This window comes from Mycobacterium sp. NTMscope_MAC_12 (genome assembly GCF_976985675.1).
In genome coordinates, this window is the sequence record NZ_CDRJYY010000001.1 from 5,505,941 (window position 1) to 5,523,996 (window position 18,056).

At 68.1% G+C, this 18,056-nt stretch carries 21 protein-coding genes; 10 read left to right on the forward strand and 11 right to left on the reverse strand.

The window, feature by feature from the left end:
- Nucleotides 1–41 precede the first annotated feature (41 nt).
- The gene (locus AC0KS4_RS25605) at nucleotides 42–557 is read left to right on the forward strand and encodes a hypothetical protein (protein WP_238955463.1); all 516 of its coding nucleotides are present in this window, start codon (nucleotides 42–44) and stop codon (nucleotides 555–557) included.
- Between the two features lie 60 nt (nucleotides 558–617).
- On the opposite strand, the gene AC0KS4_RS25610 is transcribed toward AC0KS4_RS25605, so the two are convergent.
- Entirely contained in the window at nucleotides 618–1,826 is a 1,209-nt protein-coding gene (locus tag AC0KS4_RS25610) for an IS110 family RNA-guided transposase (protein ID WP_225330671.1), read from the reverse strand.
- A 290-nt stretch (nucleotides 1,827–2,116) separates the two neighbouring features.
- On the opposite strand from AC0KS4_RS25610, the gene AC0KS4_RS25615 reads away from it, so the two are divergent.
- Nucleotides 2,117–2,470, forward strand: a complete 354-nt coding sequence (locus AC0KS4_RS25615) for a VOC family protein (protein WP_136245367.1) — start codon at nucleotides 2,117–2,119, stop codon at nucleotides 2,468–2,470.
- A 7-nt stretch (nucleotides 2,471–2,477) separates the two neighbouring features.
- Here AC0KS4_RS25615 and AC0KS4_RS25620 read toward each other — a convergent pair whose 3' ends face one another.
- Both AC0KS4_RS25620 and AC0KS4_RS25625 read right to left on the reverse strand, forming a co-directional pair.
- Entirely contained in the window at nucleotides 2,478–2,744 is a 267-nt protein-coding gene (locus AC0KS4_RS25620; RefSeq protein WP_225327792.1) for a YdeI/OmpD-associated family protein, read from the reverse strand.
- On the reverse strand, nucleotides 2,741–3,634 hold the full coding sequence (locus AC0KS4_RS25625) for an SCO6745 family protein (protein ID WP_238955465.1): 894 nt from the start codon (nucleotides 3,632–3,634) through the stop codon (nucleotides 2,741–2,743). Before AC0KS4_RS25625 ends, AC0KS4_RS25620 begins: the two co-directional genes overlap by 4 nt.
- 72 nt (nucleotides 3,635–3,706) lie before the next feature.
- On the opposite strand from AC0KS4_RS25625, the gene AC0KS4_RS25630 reads away from it, so the two are divergent.
- Nucleotides 3,707–4,426, forward strand: a complete 720-nt coding sequence (locus tag AC0KS4_RS25630) for an NUDIX hydrolase (RefSeq protein ID WP_238955467.1) — start codon at nucleotides 3,707–3,709, stop codon at nucleotides 4,424–4,426.
- 35 nt (nucleotides 4,427–4,461) lie between these two features.
- Here AC0KS4_RS25630 and AC0KS4_RS25635 read toward each other — a convergent pair whose 3' ends face one another.
- Nucleotides 4,462–5,217 carry a haloacid dehalogenase type II gene (locus AC0KS4_RS25635; protein ID WP_238955469.1) on the reverse strand — a complete coding sequence of 252 codons (756 nt, stop codon included), beginning with the start codon at nucleotides 5,215–5,217 and terminating at the stop codon, nucleotides 4,462–4,464.
- A gap of 120 nt (nucleotides 5,218–5,337) precedes the next feature.
- Here AC0KS4_RS25635 and AC0KS4_RS25640 point away from each other — a divergent pair, with 120 nt between their 5' ends.
- Nucleotides 5,338–6,228 carry an SAM-dependent methyltransferase gene (locus AC0KS4_RS25640; protein WP_238955472.1) on the forward strand — a complete coding sequence of 297 codons (891 nt, stop codon included), beginning with the start codon at nucleotides 5,338–5,340 and terminating at the stop codon, nucleotides 6,226–6,228.
- A 21-nt stretch (nucleotides 6,229–6,249) separates the two neighbouring features.
- Here the strand turns inward: AC0KS4_RS25640 and AC0KS4_RS25645 are convergent, their stop codons facing one another.
- Complete coding sequence (locus AC0KS4_RS25645; RefSeq protein ID WP_238955473.1) at nucleotides 6,250–6,858, reverse strand: PadR family transcriptional regulator; 609 nt, start codon at nucleotides 6,856–6,858, stop codon at nucleotides 6,250–6,252.
- Between the two features lie 120 nt (nucleotides 6,859–6,978).
- Between AC0KS4_RS25645 and AC0KS4_RS25650 the strand changes: the two genes are divergently transcribed.
- Entirely contained in the window at nucleotides 6,979–7,401 is a 423-nt protein-coding gene (locus AC0KS4_RS25650) for a nuclear transport factor 2 family protein (RefSeq protein WP_238955475.1), read from the forward strand.
- Between the two features lie 11 nt (nucleotides 7,402–7,412).
- Nucleotides 7,413–8,450, forward strand: coding sequence for an LLM class F420-dependent oxidoreductase (locus tag AC0KS4_RS25655; RefSeq protein WP_238955478.1), 1,038 nt, complete (start codon nucleotides 7,413–7,415; stop codon nucleotides 8,448–8,450).
- A 23-nt stretch (nucleotides 8,451–8,473) separates the two neighbouring features.
- On the opposite strand, the gene AC0KS4_RS25660 is transcribed toward AC0KS4_RS25655, so the two are convergent.
- Complete coding sequence (locus AC0KS4_RS25660; protein WP_225327800.1) at nucleotides 8,474–9,691, reverse strand: MFS transporter; 1,218 nt, start codon at nucleotides 9,689–9,691, stop codon at nucleotides 8,474–8,476.
- Between the two features lie 183 nt (nucleotides 9,692–9,874).
- On the opposite strand from AC0KS4_RS25660, the gene AC0KS4_RS25665 reads away from it, so the two are divergent.
- The gene (locus tag AC0KS4_RS25665) at nucleotides 9,875–10,153 is read left to right on the forward strand and encodes a hypothetical protein (protein WP_225327801.1); all 279 of its coding nucleotides are present in this window, start codon (nucleotides 9,875–9,877) and stop codon (nucleotides 10,151–10,153) included.
- An 85-nt stretch (nucleotides 10,154–10,238) separates the two neighbouring features.
- Here AC0KS4_RS25665 and AC0KS4_RS25670 read toward each other — a convergent pair whose 3' ends face one another.
- The 4 genes from AC0KS4_RS25670 to AC0KS4_RS25685 form a co-directional block, all read right to left on the reverse strand.
- Nucleotides 10,239–11,186, reverse strand: coding sequence for an NAD(P)/FAD-dependent oxidoreductase (locus AC0KS4_RS25670; RefSeq protein ID WP_238955480.1), 948 nt, complete (start codon nucleotides 11,184–11,186; stop codon nucleotides 10,239–10,241).
- Nucleotides 11,187–11,203: 17 nt separating this feature from the next.
- A complete protein-coding gene (locus tag AC0KS4_RS25675; protein ID WP_238955482.1) occupies nucleotides 11,204–12,421 on the reverse strand; it encodes a GNAT family N-acetyltransferase in 1,218 nt (405 codons plus the stop codon).
- Nucleotides 12,422–12,489: 68 nt separating this feature from the next.
- Complete coding sequence (locus AC0KS4_RS25680) at nucleotides 12,490–13,701, reverse strand: acyl-CoA dehydrogenase family protein (RefSeq protein WP_338341725.1); 1,212 nt, start codon at nucleotides 13,699–13,701, stop codon at nucleotides 12,490–12,492.
- Nucleotides 13,698–14,348, reverse strand: coding sequence for a TetR/AcrR family transcriptional regulator (locus AC0KS4_RS25685; protein ID WP_225327805.1), 651 nt, complete (start codon nucleotides 14,346–14,348; stop codon nucleotides 13,698–13,700). The genes AC0KS4_RS25680 and AC0KS4_RS25685 overlap by 4 nt, the downstream gene beginning before the upstream one ends.
- A gap of 219 nt (nucleotides 14,349–14,567) precedes the next feature.
- Between AC0KS4_RS25685 and AC0KS4_RS25690 the strand changes: the two genes are divergently transcribed.
- From AC0KS4_RS25690 to AC0KS4_RS25700, 3 genes are all read left to right on the forward strand, one after another.
- Nucleotides 14,568–15,896 (forward strand): sensor histidine kinase, encoded by a 1,329-nt coding sequence (locus tag AC0KS4_RS25690; RefSeq protein ID WP_225327806.1) that lies wholly within the window; start codon nucleotides 14,568–14,570, stop codon nucleotides 15,894–15,896.
- A gap of 117 nt (nucleotides 15,897–16,013) precedes the next feature.
- Nucleotides 16,014–16,835, forward strand: a complete 822-nt coding sequence (locus AC0KS4_RS25695; RefSeq protein WP_238955483.1) for an enoyl-CoA hydratase/isomerase family protein — start codon at nucleotides 16,014–16,016, stop codon at nucleotides 16,833–16,835.
- Nucleotides 16,832–17,428, forward strand: a complete 597-nt coding sequence (locus tag AC0KS4_RS25700) for a TetR/AcrR family transcriptional regulator (protein ID WP_238955484.1) — start codon at nucleotides 16,832–16,834, stop codon at nucleotides 17,426–17,428. Before AC0KS4_RS25695 ends, AC0KS4_RS25700 begins: the two co-directional genes overlap by 4 nt.
- A 170-nt stretch (nucleotides 17,429–17,598) precedes the next feature.
- Here the strand turns inward: AC0KS4_RS25700 and AC0KS4_RS25705 are convergent, their stop codons facing one another.
- Entirely contained in the window at nucleotides 17,599–17,739 is a 141-nt protein-coding gene (locus tag AC0KS4_RS25705) for a hypothetical protein (RefSeq protein WP_238955485.1), read from the reverse strand.
- Nucleotides 17,740–18,056 lie beyond the last annotated feature (317 nt).

Sequence of the window (18,056 nt, forward strand, 5' to 3'; positions counted from 1 at the left end):
TGTCGATGTCCTTTCGGCGCAAGCCGCAGGAAGGACGGATCGTGGCTGCCAAACACCGCATGCCGGAGTCTTCGGAGCAAACCCCGACGCACACCGATCGTGGTCAGCGGCGCGGGCTGTCCGGTGTGGCGAAGGCATGTGAGATCGTGTGCGCTGCACTGTTGTGCGCGGCCTGCCTGACGGCGTTGGTGCTCAACGGGGTTCATGCCGACAAGCGCACCGTGATTGCCGATGTGGGGCCGCCGTCCGTCTCGCAGCCGGTAAAGCAGGAGGGCACCGTGATCGCCGTGACGGTGGACTCGGTGACCATGCGCAGCGCCGACGGGTACACCCGGACGTATCGCTTCACCCCGGACACCACCGTCATCTCCCGTCGCGGCAGCCAATCGGCCGTCGCGGCACCGCAATTCACCGTCAACGACCGGGTGGTTGTGGTGGGCACCATCGAAGGTGGTTCGGCGCTGGCGACCGCGGTGGCCTACCGCGGCGCGGGGCATGGCGAGGCGCCGCCCATGGATTACGTTGAGGGCCAACCGGTTTCGTCCGGCGCCGCGTGAGCTGGTCCTTGACGCTCCCCGGGATGCCTGCCCGCCTAGACATCCCAGGTTCCTAAGTTGTCAAGCGACGGCCCTGCGGTGGGCCCAGGCGGTGTGTTCGTCGTATCGAGTGTGGTGGCGTAGGCAGCCGTGCATGATGCCGACGAGGCGGTTGCCCACGGCGCGTAGGGCTTGGTGGTGGCTTTGTTTGGCGGTGCGGTGGGTGTCGTAGAGGGCTCGGGCGCCGGGACTGGACGACAGGGCGCAGAAGGCCCATTGGTCGATGGCGTCATAGAGTCGGCGGTTGCGGATGTGGCGGGCGAGCACGGCGCGCTTTTTGCCCGACGCGACGGTTAGCGGTGAGGTTCCGGCGTAGTTTTTGCGAGACTTGGTATCGGTGTATCTGTTCGGGTCGTCCCCGAACTCACCGAGCACCCGGGCGCCGAGGATGACACCGAGTCCTGGCAGGGAGAGGTAGATGTCGGCGTCCGGGTGTGTCTCAAAATGTTGTGCCAGTGTGGTTTCGAGTTCTCTGATTTGGTGGTTGAGCTCGGCGAGGATACCCACGGTGGCGCGCGTGGTGGCCGCGAACGCCGCGACAACCGGTGCGGGTGCGGCTAGTTGCTCGGAGCGTAGCGCGGCTTGGATTTCGCGGGCACGAGCGGCGATATTGCGTTGACGCCCGCCGCGTTTGAGCGCGGACTGCAGCATCGGCAGGGAAAGCTGGGCGGCCTGTTCGGGGGTGGGCGCGCGATCCAACACCCCTAAGGCGTCGCCGTGGCCTAAATCGTCGAACGCGGTCAGTGCGGCCGGGTAGTACTCGCGCAACGCACTACGCAGCGTATTGGTCTGCCGGGTACGTGCCCAGATCAGGCTCTGGTGGGTCCGGGCCAGCACTTTGATCGCCTCGGACTGCGCGCTGTCACCGGCGATGCGGCGATGGTTATGCCGGTCGGTGCGCACCAGGTCGGCTAACAGTTTGGCATCGGAAGCATCCGACTTGGCCCCGGAGACGTGGTGGCGGTCGCGGTAGCGGGCCACCGCTAGCGGGTTGATCGCAAACACTTGATAGCCGGCCGCGCTTAGCGCTTCCACCCACAGGCCGCGATCGGTTTCGATGCCGAGGATCACCTGATCGGGTTCCTCGGCGTGCGCGACGATCAGCTCATGCAACTCCCGGATACCGGTCAGTCCTTCGGGCAGCCGCCGCCAAGCCAACTGCTTACCGGCCTCGTTCATCACATGCACGTCGTGATGGTCTTCGGCCCAGTCGTCTCCGATGAAGATCACCGATGCCCTCCTCGATTTCTTGTGTGAGATGAGCCGAAGGGCACCCGGCGGCGGCCTAATGGATCAGTGCTCGACATCTGGCACGACATCCCATAAGCGCTACAGGCGACCTCACCAACCGGCCGGGGCACGATCTAGCCGTAGGAATCGACAAGCGCTCCAGGCTTGCAAAGTGCTCACCGGCCGGCGGCTCGGTGATCGAGCATCCCCTGACAAGGCCGGCAACCCAATCAGCGGCACGCCGATCGATTCCCATTAGGCTGGTAGCGATCCGGCCATAGGGAGGCACCATGAGCGAGCACGAGGCAAAGATGATCATCCTGTCGACCGACGACTTGGACGAGTCGATCCGGTTCTACAGCGAGACCCTGGGCATGCCGCTGAAGTTCCGCGACGGGGCGCACTTCGCGGCCCTCGATGCGGGCCCGGTCACGCTGGCGCTGGCGACCTCGGTGGACCACCCCATCCCCGGGCAGGTCGTCGTCGGCATCAAGACCGCGGACGTCGACGCCGCGGCGAAGGCTGTCGAGGCCAGCGGCGGTGGCATCGTCAAGGGCCCCTACGACGATGCCCACGAGCGACGCGCCGTGGTTTATGACAACAAGGGCAACGGCTTGGTCTTCTACAAACCGCTAGGACGCTAGCGGGCGTCTATTTCCCGGTGCGTTCGCGGTGTTTGCAGCCCGGCCAGCAGCACGGCCGGCGTTTGCCTTCTTCCAGTTCCTCCTTGGTGCGGCGGATGCGGCGCGCCCGGGTGGCGTCCTGCTTGGCATCCTCGACCCAGCAGATGAACTCGTTGCGGGCCAACGGCGTGATGTCGTTCCAGGCGGACAGCGCGGCGGCGTTGGCGATCAACGTCTCGCGCAGGTCGGCGGGCAGCTTGTGCACGACCCCGCCGGGCACTCGCTGGGCGCTCATCGGCCCACCAAATGCGCGCCGTCGTCGTGCAATTCGTCGCGACGCAACGTCATCGGGGTCGCGGCGGGGATATCGCCGGCGGCGACGACGGCGCGGGTGATGGGGGACAGCGCCCGGAAGAGCCTCTCGACCTCGTCGTCGGTGAGGGCGTCGAGCGCCGACAAGGAAAGGGCGTCGGTGGTCGATTCGATGTGGTCCTTCAGTTCGCGCCCCGCGGCGGTCAGTGTTCCGGCATCGTCGAGCAACCCGCGCTCGGCGAGGCATTGTTCGTGATGACGCCATGCCTCGTCGTCGTAATCGCGGGTGCGGGCGATGTAGTCGCGTGAGACGTTGCCCGCCGCGGCATGTAAGACGTTGGATTCGCGCCCGGAGATGCCGGCCGCGGCCAGCACCGCGACGTGCCCGTCTCCGCGCTGTTCGCGTAACAGCGTCGTAGCGTGCCACAGCGCGGCCAGGGGATCGTCGGGCCAGGGCAGCGCCAGATTCGCGGCGAACAACGGGCGGGCATCGAGCGGCGCGTGGCGCGCCGCCTTCCCGGCGAGTTCGGCTGCCACGCGGACGTTTTCGTCCGGGCTCAGGCCGTAGCGGCGCAGCGCCGCGACCGCGGACTCCTGGCGTGCCTGCAACGCGGCTCGCGGACCCGCGATCTCCCACGCCGCCGGCAGCGCCTTGGCGACCCGTTCGGGTGCGAAGTTGTAGAAGACCGAGGTCACCACCTCCCGCGGCACCATGCCCAGCGGCGCCGAGCGGGCCGCGAAATAGCCGATCCAGAAACCCCGGTAACCCAACGCGTCCAACGCCGCCCGGGCCTCCGGCGCGAAATACGTCACCGCATGCACCGGCTCGTAGCGATCGAAGAAGCGCCGGGCCAGCAGGGGTTGTCGTCGCATGCTCGCAGTTAACCACTGGTGGCGGGCGGGGACCAAGCACGCCGCCCAAGCGCGGCGGCCTAGTCTCGAGAGGTGACCATCCCCTATGACCAGGTACTACGCGAGCGGATCCGGAACAATCTGGCCGGTCATGAGCGCCGAATCGTGGCCGATCCGGCCAAGCGGCACGCCGCCGTGGCGGTGGTGCTCGTCGACTCCGACGTCGGGGAGGACAGGGTGGATCCGGTACCGGTCGACGACTGGAACGCCGATCGGGGGCTGCCGGCGACCGGCCTCGACGGGCGCATGGTCGACGTGTCGGGCGGTGCGGCTTTCCTGCTGTGCCGCAGGGCTTCTCGACTCACCTCGCACGCCGCGCAGTGGGCGCTTCCCGGTGGCCGCCTCGACCCGGGCGAGACCGCGGTCGAGGCCGCGCTGCGGGAACTGCGCGAGGAGGTCGGCATCGAATTGTCCGAGGCGACCGTGCTTGGTCTGCTCGACGATTACCCGACCCGGTCGGGATATGTCATTACGCCGGTGGTCATTTGGGGAGGGGGCCGCCTGGATCCGCGCCCGTCGCCCGACGAGGTGGTCGCGGTGTACCGGGTGGGCCTGCACCAACTGCAACGTGACGATTCGCCGCGATTCATCGCCATCCCGGAAAGCCCGCGACCCGTCGTGCAGATCCCGCTGGGGGGCGACCTGATCCACGCACCCACCGGGGCGGTGCTCCTGCAGCTGCGGTGGCTGGGGCTGGAAGGCCGCCACGACCCGGTCGACGGCCTGGAACAACCGGTTTTTGCCTGGAAGTAGCCATCGCGCAACCCCTTCGACGGCGCGGCCCTGCCTCACGGTGCGCCGGCGGCGCCGAACAGCGACCGCGCCAGTTCGACCAGCGACGCGCCCGCGACGTCCCAGGCGCCCGAGGGCGCCGGGTCCGCCGCCTGGCCCGGTCCGTACTCCTGCGGGCGCGCGACGAAACCGGTCGCCAGGCCGCTGCTGCGGGCCGCCTCGAGGTCTGCGGTGTGCGCCGCCACCAGCATCACCTCGCCGGGTTCCAGACCCAGCAGACGCGCGGGCGTGTGGTACGCGCGGGCGTCGGGCTTGTAGGCCCTGCTGACATCGGAACCGAGTACCACGTCCCACGGCAGGCCCGCGTACTTCGCCATCTCGACCAGCAGTCCGGTGTTGCCGTTGGACAGCGGCCCGACAATCACGTGCCGCCTCATGGCCTCGATGCCCTCGACGCTGTCCGGCCACGGTGGCAGCCAGCGCCACGAACGTGCCAGCGCCTCCACTTCGTCGCCGGGCAGCGCGTCGGCGCTGATGCCGAACTTCTCGAGCGATGCGACGAGGTTCTCTCGATGCAGAACGTCCAGCGACACGAACTCCCGCCGGCCCGAACGGATTTCGGACATCGAGGGCAGGTATCGGCTCCGCCATTCCAACGCGAGCGCGTCCGGGTCGAGGCTGATGTGCCGGCGCTGCGCGAAACGCCGCACCGAGGCGGCGATCCCGGAGCGCCAGTCGACGACCGTTCCGAACGTATCGAACAGAACGGCACGCACTGTCCGGCCGGTCGAGGGCGAGCGGTAATCGGTCATTCCTCAGGCTAACGCCGGGATCGTCAGCGACGATGCGCCCGGCCGAGCCGCGGCGTACAGTATCGTTAGTTGTGCGAACGAATCTTTTATGTCCTGATCGATGATTGAGGGGAGCCTGTTGTGGCCCGTAGCGCCGGCGATACCTGGGATATCGTGACAAGTGTCGGTTTCACCGCCTTGGCGGTGTGTGCGGCGCGGGCCCTCGACGCCGGGCTGCAGCCGCCGTTGGCGAACGACGACTTCGCCGCCGGCTTCGTCGCCGCCTCCGGTGAGCCGAATCTGATTGCGGCCGTTGACAACGCCGACATGAGTAGCGCCGCGGCCTTCAACGCGCAGTGGGTGGGGGTGCGGACGCGGTTCTTCGACGAGTTTTTCGTTCACGCCGGGCGGTCGGGGACGAGCCAGGCGGTGATCCTGGCGGCCGGATTGGACTCCCGGGCGTACCGACTGGAATGGCCCGCGGGTCATACGGTGTTCGAAGTCGATCAGCCTCGGGTGCTCGACTTCAAGCAACGGGTCCTCGACCGGCAGGGCGCCGTGCCGTCGACGAGGCGCGTCACGGTGGCCACCGATTTGCGCGACGACTGGGCGGGCGAGCTGATCTCGGCCGGCTTCGACCCCGGCCGACCGACGGCGTGGGCGCTCGAGGGCCTGCTGCCGTACTTGCCTGGGGCGGCCCAGGATGCGCTCTTCGAAAAGCTGCACGAGTTGTCGGCGCCCGGGAGCCACATAGCCGCCGAGCTCGGTCCGGCGCCGGGCGAAGTCCAGGAATTCGCCAACAACGTCCCCACCATCAGCCAAGACACCGGTCAGCCACCGGTCGCCGACCTGTGGTATGACGATGCCCGCACGGACTCCAAAGAGTTTCTGGCCCAGCGGCATTGGCGTGTCGCCAGCGTGGACCTGGTCGAAAAGGCGGCCACCGAGTATGGACGGCCGTTCCACGAGCTGCCGGTGGTCTTCGATCGGCTGATGCGCACCAAGTTCTTCACCGCGGTCCGCGAACGCTGAACCTCTTCCCGAGGCCAGGACTCACCGGCGCGTGCCGGCCTGGCCCCGCCGCGAATGCGCGGCCTTCGCCGTGTCGGCCGACCCGCGGCGTTCGATGATGGCCAGGGCGTGCTCGGCCCAGCGAATGTTCTCCTGCTCGAACGAGATTCCGCGGATCAGCGTCAGGTAGGGGCCGATTCGGTCGGCCTGGGCCAGGTACTTGTCTTCGTCGCGGCCGTCCATCATTCGCGCCCGCAACCGTTCGTAGCGTTGCACTTTGGCGCTCGCCCATTGCAGTCGTTCGAGGATGGACTCGCGCACAGCTGCCATGTCGCCGGCGTCGGCGGCCTGAACCTTGACCAGCAGCTCGTCGCGGATCACCGAGGGTTTCGGCGCCTTCGCGGTGAAGTGCCGGATCGCGTCGCGCCCGGCCCCGGTCAGGGAGAACATCCGCTTGTTGGGCCGGCGTTCTTGGCGCACGACCCGCGCTCGGATGAGGCCCTGGTCGGCGAGTCGATCCAGTTCGCGATACAGCTGCTGCGGGGTGGCCGGCCAGAAGTTCGCGACCGACGCGTCGAAACCCTTGGCCAGGTCGTACCCCGACGATTCGCCCTCGAGGAGGGCGGCCAACACCGCGTCACGCAGTGACATCGGCCGATCGTACAACGATGCGACTAGTCAACAAAGTGATTAATCGCACCCTGGACATCCGGCGAGGCGGACCCTAGCGTCAACCTCAATACTCAACAAGTTGACTATGCGAGGTCGCCGATGCACCCGTTCCGCAAGGCCGTCGAAGAGCGCGATGAAGAGGCCATCCAGGCGATGCTGGCCGACGCGGTGGTGTTCACCAGCCCGGTGGCGTTCAAGCCGTATGTCGGCAAGCCGATCACCGCGGCGATTTTGCGCGGCGTGCTGCGCGTCTTCGAGAACTTCCGCTACATCCGGGAGATTCATGACACGGGTGGCCGCGACCACGCCCTCGTGTTCGAGACCGGGATTGTCGGGGCGCCCGGAGTGAAGATCACCGGTTGCGACTTCCTGCATTTCAACGACGACGGACTGATCGACGAGTTCATGGTGATGGTGCGGCCGCTGTCGGGCGCGACGGCATTGTCGGAGGCGATGGGGGCCCAGTTCGACCGCATTCAGCGGGAGGCGCTCGGATTGGCCGATCAATCCGGGAACGCGTAGAAGTAATGACCATGCGGATTGGATTGAGCATCAATTATGCGGGCGGTTTCAAGGACGTGGCCGCCGAAGTGGCCGACCTGGAACGCGCCGGACTGGACATTGTTTTTGTCCCCGAAGCGTATTCGTTCGATGCGGTGAGCGCGCTCGGCTATCTGGCGGCCAGCACACAACGGGTCGAGCTGGCGTCGGGCATCCTGCAGCTCTACACCCGGACGCCCACCCTGACCGCGATGACCGCGGCCGGTCTCGATTACGTCTCCGACGGCCGGTTCACCCTCGGCCTGGGCGCGTCCGGCCCGCAGGTCATCGAGGGCTTCCACGGAGTGCCCTACGACGCCCCGATCGGCCGGACGCGCGAAGTCATCGACATCTGTCGCCAGGTGTGGCGACGCGAGACCGTGCAGCACGAGGGGAAGCACTATACGATCCCGCTGCCTCCCGACCGGGGGACCGGCCTCGGCAAGCCCCTCAAGCTGATCAATCGGCCTGTCCGCGAGCGCATTCCGATCTTGGTAGCCGCGCTGGGGCCGAAGAACGTCGAATTGGCGGCGGAGATCGCCGAGGGTTGGCAACCGATCTTCTACCTGCCCGAGAAGGCGCAGGACGTGTGGGGGGCGTCCCTGGCCGCCGGCCGGGCCAAGCGGGACCCCGCCTTGGGCGAACTCGGCATCTATGCCGGACCCGTACTAGCCATCGGCGAAAACGTCGAGCCGCTAAGGGAATTCGTCAAACCACACCTCGCCCTGTACATCGGCGGGATGGGCGCCAAGGGCAAGAACTTCTATCACACCCTTGCGACCAAGTACGGGTACGGCCCGCAGGCAGACCGGATCCAGGAGCTCTATCTGGCCGGTGACAAGGACGGCGCCGCCAAGGTGGTGCCCGATGATCTGGTGCGCGACGTCAACCTGATCGGCACCCGGGAGTTCGTCAAGGAACGCCTGGCCGCCTTCCGTGAGGCGGGGGTGACCACGCTGAACGTGGCGCCCATCGCGTCGACGACGGCCGAGCGGATCAAGCTGATCGAGACGCTGCGCCAACTGCTGTGAGCGCCGACGCTGACGGGTCCGAATCAGTTCTGGCGGTGACTATCTCGTCGTAGCCGCGCCGCCCTGCCGACCGCCGTCGCCAAGGCCAATACCGCCATGGTGGACAGGATCGCCAGCGCGGCGCCAGGGTCGACGGTCGCCAACAACAGCGGCAGGGCGAAGCCGACGTAGGTGACGACGTAGAACACCCCGGTCAGAGCGCCCCGCAGGTGCTGCGGCGCCGCGGCCTCGAGATCGATCAGGCCTTCGCGCAGGCACAGGCCCGACGCGCACCCCAGGATCACCAACAGCGGTAGCCCCAGCACGGGCGTCAGGGTCGGTGGCGCCGTCGCGGCCATCACGTAGCCGAGTGCGGCCAGAACCGCACCGGCGGTGCCGGTCTGTGGGCCCCAGCGGCGCGTGCGGGCCAGCACCTGAACGACCCCGCTGACCCCGTTGACGATCAGGGTGGCCGTGCCCGCCGCGATCGGAGCCGCGAGCGCGGTGTGTAGCCGGGTGGGGATGGTGACGAATCCCAGTGTCGCCGAGGCGTATACCCACGGTGCGAGTGGCATGGCCCAACTCAGGGCCCGCGACACGCCCTGCGTGGCCGGTGCCGCCGGGGCCCTGTCGGCGGCCGGTGCCGGCCCGGTCAGCTCGCCGGGCTCGGCCGCGACGATGACGGCACACGACGCCAGCACCACAATGGCGGCGGCGACGGCGAACGACACCCGAATGCCGGAGTGCCCGGCCCAGGCAAAGCCCCCGCCGGCGAACGGCCCGATGGCGAAGCCGGCGGTGAGCACCGCTCCCGCGGTCGCGGCGCCGGCCGGGCCTCTCAGATCGGAAGCCCACGCGGTGCAGGAGCTGATGGCGAGGCCCACACCGAGCCCGACGACCAGGCGGCCCGACAGCAGCGCGCCGGTGTGCTGGGACAGCAGCATCGCCACCGTCCCCGCCACGGCGGCGGCCGCCCCCGCCAGCGCCACCGGGCGACGGCCCCACGCGTCCGACGTGCGGCCGCCGATCAGCAATCCGGGGAGCAACCCGAGCGCGTAGATGCCGAAGATGCCGTCGAGGGTGGCGGCGCTGAGGTGTTCGTGCTCGCTGATCACCGGCATCAACCCGACGAAGTGATTGGCGACCCATCCCGTCGCCAGCAGCAGGGCCAACACGCTGATGAACAGGGCCCGGGCGGGGGCGGCTTCCCGGCCCGGACGCAGTCGGCGGTTGCGGCCGCTGCGCACGCTCGACGAGATCACCGGTCTTCTCCCCCTCCAACGTGCGCGCGCCCGACGATCGTAGAACGCGACGCCACCCGGGTGGTTATTCCCGGTGGACGCGATCACGCCTCCGCCGCGGGCCCGGACTTCGCGGTGTGAAGGGGTTTGAAATCAGCGGATTTGGTGTACTGATACCACTACTCGCACCCAGGAAGGCACACGATGAAGTACATTGCGGCAGCCACGATCGCGATCTCCGCCTTGTTGTCCGGCGCATGTTCGGCCTCACAGGTCATCAACACCGGCGGCGACACAAAGTGCAAAGACTTCACCACGCAGGACGAGAAGAAGCAGAACGACGAAGTCAGCAAGATGCTCAAGGACAAGAGCGGCGCCGACCCGAGCAATGTGGAGATTTCCGCAACGCGGCTGTCGGTGACGACGTACTGCCAGACGCTCGGAAAGCCGGACACCAAGATCTCCGAGGCGCCGCACGGCTGACCGACCCGACCGCCGGTCTGGGTTCCATTGCCGCTCTTACGGTTTGGAGTCCACAGATGCCAAGGCCCGCAGGGTTGCCGCCGGACTAATCCAGCAGCAACTCCGCGGGCACCTCGTCAGTCAACACGGCCCGCGCCAGCAGTTCACCGAGCAGCGGACCGAATTTCATCAGGTTGCTGCCGACGAATGCCAGCACGCGGCCACGCCGCGCCACGGTCCAGCCGTCGCCGCCCGAATCAAGCCACGGGGCACGGACACTGACGCAGTCCACCTGGTCGACCGGCGAGAGCGACGGGAACAGCGCGCGCACGGTCGCGGGGTCCGCCACCTCCTGGCCGAACGCCCACCGGCCCGTACTGCCGAGCGGCAATCCGTAGCCCTCGGGCGCGGACAGGCACGCCGCGCCGGTCGCGTCCGCGCCGCGATAGGTGAACCGTGTGTGCGGGACGAAGTCAACCCCGAGGGGGCCGAACAGGTCTGGGGTGTGCGCGCCCGCGCAGATCAGCACCCGGTCACCGCGCAGCACGGTGCCGTCGGTGAGCGTCGTCGCGCCGTCGTCGGCCACCGACTGCGCCTCCGCGTTCCGGATGGTGACGCGGTGCGCCAACGCGCCCAGGGCGCGGCGGATGCGCAGGCTGCCGCCCAGCGGATCGAAAACCCCTGTCTCCCAAGGCACCACCGCGAAGGGAAGCAGTGCCGCGATTTCGGCCCGGTCGAGCCGGGAGAACCGCGCGCCGGCCGACGTCATGGCCGCCGCGATCTCGTCGCGGGAGCCGGCGGCGATGAAGCCCTCGGAGCCCAGCAGTCGCCCCGCGCCGAACTCGGATTCCCAACGTTGCCAGCCCGCCCGGGCCGCCAGCGCCAACCGGCACAGCGCCGGGCGTCGATGCGCGACCCGGAATATCCGCGCCAGCCCGGCGGATTGCTCCCCGAAGGCGCGCCCGCGCTCCAGCACGATCACGTCGTGACCGAGCCGAGAGAGCTCGTAGGCCGCGGCGAGACCACATATCCCGGCGCCGATGACGACGATCATGCGCTTCAGTCTCGCCCTCAGAAGTAGAACCCGGCGTGGGGCGCCTCGGGCACGGCGAACAGTCGATCGGCCACGGCCAGCGCCGCCGGATCGTCGGTGCGGGCCAGCCCGGCCGCGGCGAGCTCGCGCCACGTGGCCCCGCCCAGCAGGACGGCGGCGAGCCCCTCGACGTCGACGGTGAGGTCGGGTTGCCGGTCGGTGACCGCCGCGCCGCCGCCCGCGATGGCGAACCGCGCCGAATTGGCCGGTAGCAGAGGGTCATTGACCGCGATGGTGACCGCGCCGTCGCCGCCGTAGCTGCGGGCGGTCAGCGCCGCCTCCGCATCGATGATGCGCAGCCAGGTTTCGTCGTGCACGGCGGTGACCCGCACGGCGCGCCGGTCGTCGAGGAGCCACGGCAGCGGATCGTCGAGCGGCAGCATCCAAAACAGCACGCGGTCAACCAGATCGAGTCCGAGCAGGAATCGCAGCAGCCCGAGGTAGGCCTCGGTGGTGGGCGCGAAGAAATCCTCGACCACGATGGTGCGCTGGTCGCTGACGAACCACCGCTCGGTGTCGATCGGGCGGTACCGGACGAAGCCGGATTCGGATCCCGGCTCGCCGTGCACCGCGACATACGCGGCCCCCGCGGTGGATTCGGTGCGCAGCCGCACGCCCTGCCACCACGCCGGCGGGCGGTCGATGGTTCCCGGACGGGCGGGACGGTTCTCGGCGTAGATGCGGGGCAGCACGTCCCACACCTGCGCGGTGTCGAGTAAGCGCACCCGACCGCCCGCCCCGACATCGCGCCGCAGCGCCGCCCGCGCGGTCTGGACCTCGACCGACTGCGACGAGCTCGCGACGCCGTAGCCGTAGCGCCCGTATATCGTCGCCTCCGAGGCGCGCAGCGTCGCCACCACCTCACCGCGTGCCGCGAAGTCGCCCAACTGGTGACGTATCAGCTCGGTGGCGATGCCACGCCGGGTGTGCGACGGCAGCACCCCGATGTGGGTCACGGCGGCGTGCCCCACGATCGCCGGGCCGGGCAGCGTCAACCAACTCGTCACGGCGTCGGCGGTGCCGACAAGCTGGCCGTCGGCGAATGCCCCGACGGTGCGGCCCGCCTCGAGCAGCGTGGTGATCTGGCCGGGCGCGAGACCCGCAAGCGGGGGAAACCCGACCATGGCGGTGCGAAACACGTTCGCGGCGGCGATGAGGTCGTCCTCGCTGTCGAGCACCCGGATCTCGGTAGCCATGCCGCCATCATGTCGCGTGCCCCACCCGGCGCGGGCCGCGGGCCGCGCGGCGCGTCACACGGCGGCCGTCACCGGATAGGCAACCCGGTCAGCGCCCGGGAGACCACCAGGCGCTGGATCTCGCTGGTGCCCTCGAAGATGGTGAAGATCTTCGCGTCGCGGTGCATCCGCTCGACGGGATAGTCGCGGGTGTACCCGTTGCCGCCCAAGATCTGGATCGCCTCATCGGTGACGTAGACCGCGGTCTCGCTGGCCACCAGCTTGGCCATCGACCCCTCCGCGGAGTCGAAGGATTGGTTGTTGCGGGCCATCCATCCCGCGCGCCACACCAGCAGCCGGGCGGCGTCGATGCGGCACTTCATGTCCGCCAGCTTGAAGGCCACGGCCTGGAATTCGCCGATCTTGCGGCCGAATTGCTCACGCTGGCAGGCATATTCGAGCGCGTACTCGTAGGCGGCCCGGGCCACGCCGACGGCCATCGCGCCGACGGTGGGCCGGGTGCGCTCGAACGTCTTCATCGCGGCCTGCCCGCGGGCGGACGCACCCGATTTGACGCGGGCGATGCGCGCCTCGAACTTCTCCCGGCCCCCGAGGATGTGGTCCTCGGGCAGCCGGACGTTGTCGAGCACCACCTCGGCGGTGTGGGAGGCGCGGATCCCGTGCTTTTTGAATTTCTGGCCCTGCGCCAGGCCCTTGACGCCCGCCGGGATGACGAAGGTCGCTTGCCCGCGCGTGCCGAGCTCGGGGTAGACCGACGCCACCACGATGTGCACGTTGGCGATGCCGCCGTTGGTCGCCCAGGTCTTGGTGCCGTTGAGGACCCACTCGCCGGTCGCCTCGTCGTAGCGCGCCCGCGTCCGGATGGCGCCGACGTCGGAACCCGCGTCCGGCTCGGACGAACAGAACGCGCCTAACTTGGGTTCGTCAGCGGTGCCGAACATCTCGGGCAACCAGCGGCCCAGCTGTTCTGGAGTGCCGTTGCCCGCCAGTGCCGCCGCGGCGAGCCCCGTGCCCATGATGGACAGGGCGATACCCGCGTCGCCCCAGAACAATTCCTCGAACACCGTCAGCATGCCCAGGCCCGTCGGCTCGGCCGCCTGCTGGGCGAACAGGTCGGGGGAGTACAGCCCCACCTTGGCGGCCTCCTGGATCACCGGCCACGGTGTTTCCTCGCGCTCGTCCCATTCCGCGGCGGCGGGCCGGACGACGTCGGCGGCGAACTGGTGCACCCAGTCGCGGACTTCGATCACGTCGTCGGACAGTTGTAGTGAAAACGTCACAGCTGGTCTCCTGAATCATTGGTGTGCAAAGGATTTCGGGGATTGGCGTACTGGGCCAGGACGCTGACCGTCTGGTTGACCCACGCCTCGAAATACCTTTCTTCGTCGGTGTTTCCCGGCAGGCGGCCGGTGAGCGCTTGCAGCGTCGCCGCGTAGGACAGCGAGCCGATCGCGACGGCCGCGGCCGCTTCGGGGTCGGGGATGCTGGTGCGGCCGGAGCGATTCGACGCGGCCAGTTCATCGGCGAAGCGCTGGTAGGCGTTGTCGGTGATGACCTGCCACGTCTTCTCGTCGAGGTCGCCGAGCTCGTCGGGCTCGCGCAGCATGACCTTGAGCAGATCCTCGCTGTGTTTGAGGTTGCTCCAGATCAGCTGGCCGGCGGTGCGCACCGCTTGCTCGACGCTGCCCGGCTGTCCCGCGTCGTACTGCTCTCGCGCGGCCACGATGCTGTCGATCCGGTGCGCGACCGCGGCCTCGAGCAACTCGCGTTTGGAGCCGAAGTGCTTGTAGAGCGCGCCCGAGCCGGGCGCCAGGCCCGATTCGCGCTGGATGTCGGCCACCGACGTGGCCGCGTACCCCTTGGCGGCGAACAGCCGCAACGCCGCGGAAAGCAGGCGGTCACGCCCTCGACCCGGCCCAGTCAGCACGGTGAGAGAGTACTCACTCACCGTGGGGCGAGCAAAACGATGGCCGGCCGCCGATAGGTGACGCGCAGGGCGGCGCCGCGATTAGCGGTAAATTCTTGCGAAACGCCCTCGCGCTTGAACGTGCCGAACCCCTGCCGCTGTGAGGGTTGTACTCAGGCTGGTCGTCACGAACCCACAAAGGAGCCCGACATCCGCGTCTTTCCGCGTGTACAGCTGCCGATGCGGGTGCTGTCGCTGCGCACCATCCTCATCGTCGCCGCCATATCGGTGATGACGCTGGTCGTCCTGCTGGGCACCTGGGTGTGGGTGGGCGTCACCAATGACCAGTACAGCCAGCTCGATCGCCGGCTGGATTCGGTCAGCAGCCTGGGAGACATCAGCAGCCTGCTCAACACCGCGCCGCCCGCCACCCCCGACCGGCACATGCCGGACGGCAACCTGGTGCGCACCGCGCGCATCGGCGGGGTGACCGTGTCGGCGCCCAGCAACATCGTGTTGCCGCAACTCCCGGACGGCTACGCCAACACGACCATCAACGGGGTGCAGTACCGCGTTCGCACGTTCACCGCGGGTCCCGCCTCGATCGCGCTGGCCGCGCCGCTGGCCGAGGCCCAGCACCGGATCAACGAACTGCACCTGCGGGTGTTGCTGATCTGCGCCAGCGTGATCGGCGGCACGGTCGTGGTGGGCTGGGTGATCTCGCTGATCATGGTCAATCCGTTCCTGCTGCTGGCGCAGCAGGCCCGCGCGATCAACGCCCAGTCCAGCCCCGACGAGGTCCAGGTGCGCGGCGTGCGCGAGGCGGTGGAGATCGCCGAGGCGGTGGAGGGAATGCTGGCCCGCATCGGCAAGGAACAGCAGCGCACCAAGGCTGCGCTCGAGTCGGCCCGCGACTTCGCCGCCGTCGCCTCGCACGAGCTGCGCACGCCGTTGACGGCCATGCGCACCAACCTCGAGGTGTTGTCCACCTTGGACCTGCCGCCCGAGCAGCGGCACGAGGTCATCGGCGACGTCATCCGCACCCAGAGCCGCATCGAAGGGACGCTGACCGCGCTGGAGCGGCTGGCCCAGGGCGAGCTGACCACCGTCGACGATTTCGTCCCCTTCGACATCACCGAGCTTCTGGACCGTGCGGCACACGACGCGCTGCGCATCTACCCCGACGTCGAGGTGTCGCTGGTGCCGTCGCCGACGGTGCTGATGGTTGGGCTGCCCACCGGCCTGCGGCTGGTGATCGACAACGCCATCGCCAACGCCGTCAAGCACGGTAACGCCGGCAAGATCCAGCTGACCGTCAGCAGTTCCGGCGAAGGCGTGGAGATCGCGATCGACGACGACGGCACCGGGGTCCCGGAATCCGAACGTGCCACGGTGTTCGAGCGTTTCGCCCGCGGATCGACGGCCTCGCGTTCGGGGTCGGGGCTGGGTCTGGCACTGGTCGCCCAGCAGGCCGAATTGCACGGCGGCACAGCGGCATTGCAGACCAGCCCGCTCGGGGGCACTCGACTCCTGCTGCGGCTGGCCGGCGACGGGCGTGGCCCCGCGTAGTTGCCGGTCACGCGACAAATCGACGCGAGAGTCGTTGGGGTGCCTGCTGAGCCCTTGCGTTAGTAGAGCGATCTATATAATCTTGTGACGTCACGCCGAACGGATGCGGAGGCTTCCATGAACGTCAGCGCTGAGCATGTTCGGTATCAGAAGCGGGGTCGGGTGGCGACGATCACCTTGGACCGGCCAAGCGCGCGCAACGCGATCGATCCTGAGATGGATCAGCGGCTGCGCGAAATCTGGGCGGAGTTCCGCGACGACGACGGTGTCGACGTCGCGATATTGACGGGGACAGGGAATGCATTTTGCGCCGGCGCCGACCGCAACACATGGTTCACCCAGTGGCTCGACGCCGATGCGGCCGTGGTGCGGCGGAACGCCAAAGGGGTTGGCTTCGGCGGGATTACGCGCGGGCTACACCGCATTGCCAAGCCGGTGCTCGCGGCGGTCAACGGCTGGGCGCTGGGCGCCGGCCTCGAATTAGCGCTGGCGTGCGATATCCGCATCGCCTCTGACAGGGCGATGTTCGGTGCGCCATTGGTGGGCTTGGGCTTTCATCACGGCGACGGGGGAATCTCACGGCTTGTCGATACCTGTGGGCTCGCAGTCGCTCTGGATCTGGAGCTCAGCGGTGAACCGATCGACGCGCAACGTGCCTTGCAGGTCAACCTCGTCACCCGGGTGGTCGCCCAAGACGGTTTGATGAGTTCCGCCTATGCCCTCGCCGATCGCATTGCCGCGCACGAACAGTCCGCGGTTCGGTCAGCCAAAGAGACGGTGCTCGATGTCATCGGGCGCCCGCTGGACGATCAACTCGAGCGTGAGGCGATGAACGCCTACTCCATCGATCGTCAACGCGCCCGGCGAATCGTAGACGCCCTCCCGCTGGGTTCCGCGGCCGGCGGTGTGGCGACCGCCCGGTCGGAGACCTCCTCATGACAACGCCGACGCGCGATCGCTTTCTGACCGCGGCGACCGGACTGTTTCGGCGCCAGGGCTATTCAGGCACCGGCCTCAAGCAGATCGTCGCCGAAAGCCGGGCCCCGTTGGGTTCGCTGTATCACTTCTTCCCCGGCGGTAAACAAGACCTGGCTGTGCAGGCCATCTCCCAGACCGCCGAGCGCTACCAGCAGTTGCTCGACCGGGTGTTTTCAGAGTCGGCCGACATCGGTCAGGCCGCCGTCAAATGGTTCAACTGGGCCGCGCGCGCCCTGGAGGAAACCGATTTCGCAGACGGCTGCCCGATCGGCACGCTGGCATGTGAGATCGCCAGCAGCAACGAAGCCCTACGTGAAGCGAGCCATGTGGTGTTCGATTCCTGGGAGTCACGGGTGGCCGCCCAGCTGATTGACGCCGGCGTCTCGGCCGCCCGTGCCCGCCGACTCGCGACGTTCGCGGTGGCCAGTCTGGAAGGGGCGATCATGCTCGGCCGGGTGCAACGGAGCACCCGGCCACTTCGGGACACGGGTCGCGTCGTTGCCGAAACGCTCCGGGCGGCAACCGGACTTCCTCGCGACGGGGCAATATCATGAACCGCCCGGCGTTGACGGACCCGTGCTTTCAGCGACGAGCCGATGAGACGCGCCGGATCTGCCGGCCGCCGAACGTTATTACGACGGCCTGACACCCCTGTCGGATCCGAGCCGTTCATTGCGGGGCTCCTATAAGCCTGCGGGAAACAGCCGGGCACGGACTTGTTCTTCTATCCTGCGGACGAGCCGGGCGAACACCTGGCCTTCTGGGTGCGGCGGCCGATCATCGGTGCGCGGTAAATGATCATGTTGTTTGAATCGGTGGCACCGTCATCCACCCGCCGCGCCATTTCCCGCAATATCCCGGCCATTATTCCGCCACCTTTTGGCGTGACCCGTTCGGCATCAAACTCGAAGCGGTATGCGATCAGGTCCGCGACTAGCAAACGTGCTCGAACAGTGGCTACCGCGGGCCCACTGGGGCGCTTTTGTGACTGCCGGGTCGTGAGTGGCGATTGAGGTTTATCAACGACACCTTCTGGGAAATCACCAGTTTCGCGCTTGGGACCAGCATTAATTACCGAAAACCAGGGCCGCGCATCCGGCCGATAGGGACCGAATACAAGATCAGCGAAACCGCACTACACTAAGGCCCCAAGAAGGCCCCAAGCACGTGGCTTTGGCGTTG

Coding starts and splice junctions, on each gene's coding strand:
- AC0KS4_RS25670 (WP_238955480.1), bottom strand. CDS start 11,186: ATGATCGTCGTCATCGGCGCCGGGATATGTGGTCTCGCCGCGGCCTAC.
- AC0KS4_RS25690 (WP_225327806.1), top strand. CDS start 14,568: ATGCGGGTGCTGTCGCTGCGCACCATCCTCATCGTCGCCGCCATATCG.
- AC0KS4_RS25700 (WP_238955484.1), top strand. CDS start 16,832: ATGACAACGCCGACGCGCGATCGCTTTCTGACCGCGGCGACCGGACTG.
- AC0KS4_RS25635 (WP_238955469.1), bottom strand. CDS start 5,217: ATGACCGATTACCGCTCGCCCTCGACCGGCCGGACAGTGCGTGCCGTT.
- AC0KS4_RS25625 (WP_238955465.1), bottom strand. CDS start 3,634: ATGCGACGACAACCCCTGCTGGCCCGGCGCTTCTTCGATCGCTACGAG.
- AC0KS4_RS25650 (WP_238955475.1), top strand. CDS start 6,979: ATGCACCCGTTCCGCAAGGCCGTCGAAGAGCGCGATGAAGAGGCCATC.
- AC0KS4_RS25655 (WP_238955478.1), top strand. CDS start 7,413: ATGCGGATTGGATTGAGCATCAATTATGCGGGCGGTTTCAAGGACGTG.
- AC0KS4_RS25705 (WP_238955485.1), bottom strand. CDS start 17,739: ATGGCCGGGATATTGCGGGAAATGGCGCGGCGGGTGGATGACGGTGCC.
- AC0KS4_RS25675 (WP_238955482.1), bottom strand. CDS start 12,421: ATGGCTACCGAGATCCGGGTGCTCGACAGCGAGGACGACCTCATCGCC.
- AC0KS4_RS25665 (WP_225327801.1), top strand. CDS start 9,875: ATGAAGTACATTGCGGCAGCCACGATCGCGATCTCCGCCTTGTTGTCC.
- AC0KS4_RS25615 (WP_136245367.1), top strand. CDS start 2,117: ATGAGCGAGCACGAGGCAAAGATGATCATCCTGTCGACCGACGACTTG.
- AC0KS4_RS25695 (WP_238955483.1), top strand. CDS start 16,014: ATGAACGTCAGCGCTGAGCATGTTCGGTATCAGAAGCGGGGTCGGGTG.
- AC0KS4_RS25645 (WP_238955473.1), bottom strand. CDS start 6,858: ATGTCACTGCGTGACGCGGTGTTGGCCGCCCTCCTCGAGGGCGAATCG.
- AC0KS4_RS25620 (WP_225327792.1), bottom strand. CDS start 2,744: ATGAGCGCCCAGCGAGTGCCCGGCGGGGTCGTGCACAAGCTGCCCGCC.